General features: G+C 74.1%; 1 protein-coding gene and 1 pseudogene. Both read right to left on the bottom strand.

Annotated features, from left to right (window positions below):
- Positions 1–353 (bottom strand): annotated as a pseudogene (locus LPA54_RS33725) (hypothetical protein); the annotation flags it as partial.
- Positions 354–367: 14 nt separating this feature from the next.
- The coding region (locus LPA54_RS33720) for a substrate-binding domain-containing protein (RefSeq protein ID WP_228984511.1) at positions 368–768 on the bottom strand (401 nt) is incomplete at its 5' end.

The following is a 768-nucleotide window of genomic DNA, read 5'->3' as shown; positions in this document are numbered from 1 at the left end:
AGCACGAACAGCTCGCTCACCCGCTTCGGCGTCGCCACGGGGGAGTTGGAGACGTAGCCGGCGAGGCTCACGTGCGCCGAGACGCCGATGCCGATGCCCGACACCCGGGCCCGCACCATGGGCAGCGGGGAGGCGATCCCCGACTCGGCCAGCTTGTGGCGCAGTTGCGCGGGACAGGCGTTGGAGCCGATCGAGATCACCGGCACCCGGTCCTCGAACGCCCACCGGTCCAGCGGCATCAGCCGGTCCCCGTCGAGCAGCCCCGACTCGCGCGGCCAGGCGCCCGGATACTCCAGCGGATGCTCGCGCGGCACCACGTCCAGCCCCAGCGCCCGCAGCGTACGGTCCTCCATCGGCCTCGCCCCGCTCAGTCCGCCGGGGGCAGCTCGCCCGAGCCGCGGGTGATCAGCCGGGTCGGCAGCTCGATGCGCTCCGGGGCGATCAGCGTCCCGTCCAGCTGGCGGAACAGCCGCTCGGCGGCGGTCCGGCCGAGGGCGGCGGCGTCCTGCGCGACGACCGTGACACCGGGCTGCAGCAGATCGGCCAGCTCGATGTCGTCGAAGCCGACCAGGGCGACCGGACGGGCGTGTCCGGCCAGCACCCGGATCACCGTGACCGTCACCCGGTTGTTGCCGGTGAAGATCGCGGTGACCGGCTCGGGTCCGGTGAGCATCTCCTGCGCGGCCCGGCGCACCCGCTCGGGGTCCGTGACGCCCAGCGACCTCCATGCGTCCGCCACCGGGCTTCCCGCGTCCTCCATGGCGGTGC

The sequence above is a fragment of the Streptomyces sp. DH12 genome (assembly GCF_020873895.1).
Taxonomy (GTDB): domain Bacteria; phylum Actinomycetota; class Actinomycetes; order Streptomycetales; family Streptomycetaceae; genus Streptomyces.
Note: the sequence above shows the minus strand (reverse complement) of the source record. Positions and strands in the feature narration are given on the sequence as shown.